The following is a 7,669-nucleotide window of genomic DNA, read 5'->3' as shown; positions in this document are numbered from 1 at the left end:
TTTTTCTGTGAAAATATATAATCCCTGCGGTATGTGAATATTCTTGATTAGTTATGGTAATCCTTTAATTGACCTAAAAAAGCCAATAAGAAAGCAGAGCTACCTGTTGTGAGGTAACTTTGTATAAATCTTTTTGGTTTTGGTTACACTAGGCAATTAGGGGTTCTTTATAAGGCTCCTTGTTTAATAACATGGAGTAAATAACCCGAAGCATTCGATGCGAGATCGCAACGAGTGCTTTTTTCTTGCCTCTTCGTGCAGCGAGTGACCAATATTTGGTTGCTAACCAACGATTACGACTTCTTGAAACAGCCCATGCAGCCTCACACATGGCAGATTTAATATGAGGATTTCCTTTCACTGTCCTTGTACTTTTCCTTTTTCCTGCACTTTCATGATTGCCAGGTGAAACGCCTGCCCACGATGCAAGGTGTTGTGAAGTTGGAAATTGCCCCATATCTACGCCGATTTCTGCGATAATTACTGCTGCTGTGTCTTTTTTAATTCCTGGTATAGTTATTAATAACTGTACCTCTTCTTCATATTTTCGGAGAAGTTGATCGACACGTTCTTCGATTTCTGAAATCAACTTTTCTAAGTATTCTATGTGATGCCAAGATTGACGAATGAGAAAAATTTGATGTTCATTAATTGTTCCAAATAACGAATCCGTAATACGTTGTTTTTTGGAAACTAATTTACCGTGAATATCTTTTTCAACATCGGCTTCATCTACATAACCTTGTTCGATTAATCGATTTAAAAGTCTTCTACCGGATACCCCAAATACATCTGAAATCACGGTACTTAGTTTGATATTGGAACTTTCTAATACTTTTTGAATTCGATTCTTTTCCGAAGTTAAATGCCCAATCCATTTCTTCCGAAGTCTTGTTAAATCTCTAAGTTCACGAATGTCTTGTGGTGGAACAAAACTTTTTTCAATTAAACCATGACGTAATAATTTAGCGATCCATTCGGCATCCGAAACATCTGTTTTTCTTCCAGGTACATTTTTAATTCGTTGAGCATTCGCTAACGTTATATCAAAGAAGTCTTCTAAAATGTTAAAAACAGGTTTCCAATACACGCCTGTACTCTCCATGGCAATGTGTGTAATCTCATGACTCTCCAACCATTTTAATAGTCGAAATAAATCTTTTGTCAGCGTAGGAAATGTTTCAGTTTCTGTGTACACATCGTTTTCTCGTTTTCCTTTTATCACACAAGCAACAATTGTTTCAGAATGTACATCTAGTCCAGCGCACTTCTCAATAAATACCTCCAATGAAATCACTCCTTAGTAAAAGATCACAAACAGTGAGTGAATTTGAAAATAAGCATTTTTCTGTACGTAGTCATCCTACTAACAAGTGGAGCTAACAAAGGGTTGAACACCAAATTCACTCAAACAGTTTTTATTACAGGGTCAAAGCCACCAAAAAAGCCCACGTTTAACATCCTGTTTGTGTCATTACCATTATGAACCGAAGGTAACTATTTTCATGCCAGGGTTGGGTGTAAAAAACTCATGAATGTTTTTATGACTTATTTAACTTTATTTTTTGACTGAAACTATATCTTTTGCTGCTTGAAAAGCTTGTTCAAAATCAGCGATTAAATCATCCACATTTTCAAGCCCAACTGAGAACCTTAAAAGTCCTTCTGTAATGCCACGTTTATCGCGCTCTTCTTTAGGAATAGCAGCATGACTCATTGTCACTGGGTATGAAAGAATAGATTCAACTCCACCAAGACTAACTGCAAAAATCGGAATTTGAACATGTTCAACAAAAGCCTTTGTCAGCTCACGATTTGGTAATGTGAATGATAATACAGCACCAGCGTTTGATGCTTGGTTCGCATGGATTTCATAACCTGGATGATTCTTTAATCCAGGGTAGTGAACTTCTTTAACCAATTCATGTTGTTCGAGGTAAGAGGCAATCTTTATCGCCGATTGTGATGATTGTGATAAGCGAGCATTTAATGTTTTAATGCCTTGTATCAATGAAAATGAATCTTGTGCCCCTAAAATAGCACCCATGGAATTTTGCATAAAGTAAATTTGTTTTCCAAGTTCTTCGTCTTTTGTGACGGCAAGACCAGCAATAATATCACTATGGCCGCCTAAAAATTTCGTAGCACTATGTAATACTACATCAACGCCTAGTTCAAGCGGACGTTGGTAAAGTGGTGTCATAAAGGTATTGTCGACAAAAGTTAACAAATTATGTTTTTTAGCAATGGAAACAATACCACGAATATCAGTAATACCTAGAAGTGGATTCGCGGGAGTTTCAGCATATAAAATTTTTGTATTTGGTTGGATGGCAGCTTCTACTTCTTGCAAGTTCGTAAAATCTGCGAAAGAATGTGAAATACCGTATTTTGTTAAAACCTGTGTAACAAAACGATAAGTTCCACCATATACTTCGCTTGTAATGACAATATGATCACCTGTATTTAGAGTAAGTAGGGCAGAAGCAATTGCTGCTATGCCTGATGAAAAGGCAAATCCTCTTGAACCTCCTTCAAGTTCAGCAATTGTTTTTTCTAATGCATCACGAGTAGGGTTTCCAGAGCGACTGTAGTCGTAGGGACCGAAAGAATCAAAATGTTCTTGGTCAAAAGTAGATGAAAGATAGATTGGTACATTCACAGCACCTGTCTTTTGTTCGTAATCGCCTCTAGTAGAAGCAGTTATTAGACTAGTTTCGATAGATTGTTTATTTTGTTGACTCATGGAAAGACACCTCTTTATTGATAGTAGTAAAAACTTGTTGGAGATCTTCTATTAAATCTTCGGCTTCTTCTATTCCTACTGAAAAACGTAACAATGAGTTGTCAACACCACGTGCAGTTCGTTCTTCTTCAGGTATATCAGCATGTGTTTGAGTAGCCGGGTAGGTGATAAAACTTTCAACGCCTCCTAAACTTTCAGCAAATGCGATAAGTTTTAAATTTTGAAGAAATGCTGGAACCAATTCAGAATGATGTAATCGGAAAGAAATCATGCCACCTAATCCAGTGTACAGAACATCTTTTACGGATGGTTCCTTACTTAAATAGTCAACAATTTTTCGTGCATTTTCTGTATGCTGTTTCATGCGAACATGTAAAGTCTTTAGACCACGAAGTAAAAGCCAACTATCAATCGGGGCTAATGTTGCACCTGAAGCATTATGGTTATGAAGAAGTCTTTCGCATAACTCTTCACCTTTTGCGACGACCAGACCTGCAAGAACATCATTATGTCCTCCAATATATTTAGTAGCACTATGAATAACAATATCAGCGCCAAGTTCAATTGGACGTTGATAATACGGAGTCAAAAAAGTATTATCAACGATCAGCAAAAGATGATTCTTTTTCGCTAACTTTGCAAATAGTTCAATATTTATTTCTTGCATTAATGGATTTGTTGGTGATTCTATAAAAAGTGCTTTTGTATGTTCATTTATAATTGCTTCGACTTCCGCGATAGATTGGAAAGGTGTGAAATGAGCATGTATTCCATATTGTTCTTCGTATTGACGAGCAAGTCGATATGTACCTCCGTAAATGTCATCTGAATAGATTATTTCGTCTCCTGATTTGAAAAGGGATAAAACTAATTGGATTGCAGCCATCCCGCTACTACAGGCAAAACCTGCATCTCCACTTTCTAAAGCGGTAATTCCTTCTTCTAAAACAGCCCGAGTTGGATTTTTTGTACGTGTATAATCATAGCCTGTCGATTGGCCGAGTCCTGCATGTCGATATGCGGTAGAAAGATAAATAGGTGTATTAATCGCACCTGTCCGAGGATCTGTTTCTGTTCCGATTTGCGCTAAACGAGTCGAAATATGTTTTTTTGTCATGTTCATCATCCTTTTCTAAAAAAATAAAAGGCCCTCAGAAGAAGAGGACCTTGTACTTAAAAAGTCAATCTTCTTATCTGCTAGAAATACATCTACTGGAATTAGCACCTTACCAAATTGGTGGTTGCTGAGATTTCACAGGGCCAGTCCCTCCATCTCTCTCGATAAGAAATTTACATTAAATTGTTAGAAAAATTTTAATTAATGAAATAGTAACACTTTATGAAATACTATGCAATAGCATAATGAAAGAAAAAGCCCCCTAAATTATTTCAGGGAGCTCTTTAATCGTTCAATTATTTTGTTTCAATTTTTGTGATTTCAAAAGTGACTTTTTTGTTTTTCACAGTTTTAATTGCGCCAGCATTTGGGGCGTAATATGTGATTGAACCGTCTGCAGCTTTAATACCGACAACTGATTTAAATGTACCTGCTTTTACTTTAAAAGTGTTTGAAATAGATACGATTTTGTAATTTTTTTTGTTTGCTTTAAATACTTGTCCCTTTGTAAAAGGGTAAACGATTTGACGAATAGTACCTGTTTTAAATTTGTAATCTAAACCTTTAGAAGATTCTTTTACTAAAAATGATTGTTTATTGTTACCTGTTTTTTTGTACCAGTAAGTCCAACCTGTTGAATTGCGTTTGCCAGTTGAATATAGTTTTCCGTCTTTGCCATTTTCAACATAGTAGTAAGTATTTGTTACTACGGGGCGATAAGTTGTTTTTTTACTATTTGAAGTACTCGTACTTTTTTTAGTTGTAGTTTTTTTAGTAGTTGTAGTTTTTGTAGCTGTTGTTTTCTTGCTTGTATTTTTGCTAAATGATAAGTAAGAAGCATATACATAAGCTGTTTTTTTGTTGAATTTAATTTTTGCCCAGCCTGTTTTTGATTTACTATATACGACTACTTTAGTACCTTTCCAAAGTGTTCCAACTTTTTTGGCATTAGCTGAAGGTTCAGCGTGAACGTATACGCTATTTGCTACTTTTGCGTTCATTGTTTTTGGTGTTGCTGCGTCACTGTTTGCTGTAAAAGTAAATAAAGTCCCAAACATGACTATGAAAGATAGTAAGCTTTTTACTATTTTCATTTGAATCATCTCCTCATATATACCAATAATCTAGGTAGAGATGCGGTAATCTTTATTGATAATATTTTCGCATCCGAGTTATAGAACGAAGATGAAATGGGAAGGTTGCCATTATCATGAAAAAAGTAAGAAAATGTTTTCCAGGTAGAGAAGAAATTAGATAAGTTACAATTAGAGTTTTAATATAGTTTCCAAAGATAAGTAATTTTCGTGTAAAATGAATGTAAGTTATAATGAAATAAAGGCAGGAAGTCCAAATGAAACCATCATTTTATCATTTCGTATTATCTTTTAGAGGAGCAAAAGATGCAAAAGGGGATTTTGCAGAAGCTGCTTTTCATGACCATAGTTTTCCTAAACAGGAAGAAGATTTTCAAAACATCTCAAGATATATAGAAGAAAAAGCAGATCATGCGTTAAGTGCAGTTGTATTTGATGAACTTTGGCAACAATATGATGAAAAATATGAAGAATAATTTTTGATTGTCAGAGGTCGGACTTTACTGTTACAATGAGTCAGGCATATTGAAAATTTTAAATTGAAAAGGAGAATAATTATGAGTATCCATATTAATGCTAAACAAGGCGAAATCGCTGAAATCGTACTTTTACCAGGAGATCCTTTACGTGCAAAATATATCGCAGAAACATTCTTAGAAGATGTTACTCAATATAACGAAGTACGTAATATGTTTGGTTACACAGGTACATACAAAGGAAAACGTATCTCTGTACAAGGTACAGGTATGGGTGTACCATCTATTGCTATTTACACAACTGAACTTATGCAAGAATACGGATGTCAAAAACTAATCCGTGTTGGTACTTGTGGTGCACTAAAACGTGATGTTAAAGTTCGTGATGTCATCCTTGCTCAATCAGCAACAACTGATTCTAAGATGAATGAAATTATCTTCAAAGGAATCGATTTCGCACCAACCGCTGACTTCGATCTATTATTAAAAGCATATAAAGCAGGGGAAGAAGCTGGACTAAACTTACGTGCTGGTAATGTTTACACAGCTGACTTATTCTATGGTGAAGATAACCAAAACGAAAAATTAGCAGATTACGGTGTATTAGCAGTTGAAATGGAAACTGCAGCACTATATACACTAGCAGCAAAATTCAATNAAGCAACAACTGCAGAAGAACGCCAAACTACATTCAATGACATGATTGTTGTAGCACTTGAAGCGGCTATTCAAGAGTAGGCGTATCAAGGGTTTGTAGACTGGTAAAATTTTACGGGTGACTATTGGTGACCAAATGCAATTTTAAAGGTTACTAAACAGGTCACTCGCTTTTTGTTTTTGAGACGTATCTATATGGGAATACGTATCTAATGTTTCACGAATATTTGCATGACCAAGTTGTTCTTGAATGACTTTAATATTCACATTTTTAGATAGCATATAACTAGCAAATGTGTGTCTTAAACCATGAAATGTGATATACGGTAAGTTGTACTTTTTTACAATATCCCGCCACTGAATAGACATTCTATCAGGATGATTTGGAAAGCCGTTATCTTTTGAAAAAACTAAATAAATGGGTTTATTATTCTTTGTGTAGATTGGATTGAACTTTTCGCCTAATTTCGCCAACTTAATTTTCTTTTTCTCAACGTAATCCTTTAACTCACTCATTAAATTTTGAGGAGCATATACCACACGACTTTCCCCAGTTTTCGTCGTATCCAGAAAAAATTGTTTGTTAATTTTATCATATTGTAAGGTCTTATCAACGTATATTGAGTTGTTTTGAAAATCGAGCGATTCAAATCGTAAGCCTGCTATTTCTGCCATTCTTAAACCACAATACAATGCAATTTTTATTTGTAATTGATGTTTAATATGAAGTTTAGGAATTACATGTAAAAGTTGCTTGATTTGTTCTTCTGTGTAGTAGTTAATACGCCGTGTTTTCTTACGTTTTGGTTTAGTTGCCTTAGCACAAGGGTTAACCTCGATATATCCCCATTCTATAGCTCTGTTGAACATTGTATTAAGCATCGCAAACTTTTCATAAATAGAGCCAGCTTTTATCTTTTTTTGTTCTACAAAAAATAAGTTGATTTGTGTAGATGTGATTTTATGCATTTTCATCATACCGAAAAATTCTAGTAACCCATTATTTAAATAATTTTCGTAAGTGTTACGTGATTTTACTTTTAATTCTACTGCTACATAATCACTCATAAACTTTTCAGAAAACTGACTAAAAGTAATTTTCTTTGTATTACCAAACGTTTGTTGCTCCATGCCTAATGATTTTTCAAATTGAGCAATTGCATTGATAATGTTACTCTCATCCAATTTCCTTAGTGTAGCAATTTTAATCTTTCGTAGTCTTTTTCCATTTTCATCATATCCATATTCAACAATTATCTTTATTCTTGGTTGTCCTTTCTTATTAGGCTCAATGATTCGATAACTTGCCATTTGGAACTCTCCTTGAGTTGTATAGCAATCCATAAGGAGTTTAAATCAAACTTTTCATAATTTATTATAATCTATTTCTTTAATTTGATTAAATTTTTTAAATGTATATCCACATTTGTATGCCATTAGAACACTACATGCAAAGTATTTATTAAAAAATGGTGCAAGGCATTTACAACTATAAGGGTATTATTACAATTATTTAAAATATAACACTTCGCTTATTTTTTAAAACACAGAGAGTATAAAATATTTTGTGTAAATAGAA

The 7,669-nt window shown here is 34.4% G+C and carries 6 protein-coding genes, 2 pseudogenes and 1 riboswitch; of the genes and pseudogenes, 3 read left to right on the top strand and 5 right to left on the bottom strand.

Annotated features, from left to right (window positions below):
- Positions 1-148: 148 nt before the first annotated feature.
- From CW357_RS17515 to CW357_RS17500, 4 genes are all read right to left on the bottom strand, one after another.
- A complete protein-coding gene (locus tag CW357_RS17515; RefSeq protein WP_119415656.1) occupies positions 149-1,288 on the bottom strand; it encodes an IS110 family RNA-guided transposase in 1,140 nt (379 codons plus the stop codon).
- A 270-nt stretch (positions 1,289-1,558) separates the two neighbouring features.
- Positions 1,559-2,746 (bottom strand): aminotransferase class I/II-fold pyridoxal phosphate-dependent enzyme, encoded by a 1,188-nt coding sequence (locus tag CW357_RS17510; protein WP_124218738.1) that lies wholly within the window; start codon positions 2,744-2,746, stop codon positions 1,559-1,561.
- The gene (locus tag CW357_RS17505) at positions 2,730-3,863 is read right to left on the bottom strand and encodes a methionine biosynthesis PLP-dependent protein (protein WP_124218737.1); all 1,134 of its coding nucleotides are present in this window, start codon (positions 3,861-3,863) and stop codon (positions 2,730-2,732) included. Before CW357_RS17505 ends, CW357_RS17510 begins: the two co-directional genes overlap by 17 nt.
- Positions 3,864-3,933: 70 nt before the next feature.
- Positions 3,934-4,034: riboswitch (SAM riboswitch) on the bottom strand.
- 125 nt (positions 4,035-4,159) lie between these two features.
- Positions 4,160-4,957: an SH3 domain-containing protein gene (locus tag CW357_RS17500; protein WP_158582339.1), complete on the bottom strand. Its 798-nt coding sequence runs from the start codon at positions 4,955-4,957 to the stop codon at positions 4,160-4,162.
- Between the two features lie 257 nt (positions 4,958-5,214).
- On the opposite strand from CW357_RS17500, the gene CW357_RS17495 reads away from it, so the two are divergent.
- From CW357_RS17495 to CW357_RS18690, 3 genes and pseudogenes are all read left to right on the top strand, one after another.
- Complete coding sequence (locus tag CW357_RS17495) at positions 5,215-5,433, top strand: YozE family protein (RefSeq protein ID WP_119415458.1); 219 nt, start codon at positions 5,215-5,217, stop codon at positions 5,431-5,433.
- A gap of 81 nt (positions 5,434-5,514) precedes the next feature.
- A pseudogene (gene deoD, locus CW357_RS17490) lies at positions 5,515-6,090 on the top strand (purine-nucleoside phosphorylase); the annotation flags it as partial.
- Position 6,091: 1 nt separating this feature from the next.
- A pseudogene (locus CW357_RS18690) lies at positions 6,092-6,171 on the top strand (purine-nucleoside phosphorylase); the annotation flags it as partial.
- 63 nt (positions 6,172-6,234) lie between these two features.
- Here CW357_RS18690 and CW357_RS17485 read toward each other — a convergent pair.
- Positions 6,235-7,401 carry a tyrosine-type recombinase/integrase gene (locus CW357_RS17485; RefSeq protein ID WP_164489649.1) on the bottom strand — a complete coding sequence of 389 codons (1,167 nt, stop codon included), beginning with the start codon at positions 7,399-7,401 and terminating at the stop codon, positions 6,235-6,237.
- Positions 7,402-7,669 lie beyond the last annotated feature (268 nt).

Source organism: Rummeliibacillus sp. TYF005, assembly GCF_003844195.1.
Classification (GTDB): domain Bacteria; phylum Bacillota; class Bacilli; order Bacillales_A; family Planococcaceae; genus Rummeliibacillus.
The sequence above is the reverse complement of the archived record's forward strand: the minus strand, read 5'-3'. Positions and strand labels throughout refer to the sequence as shown.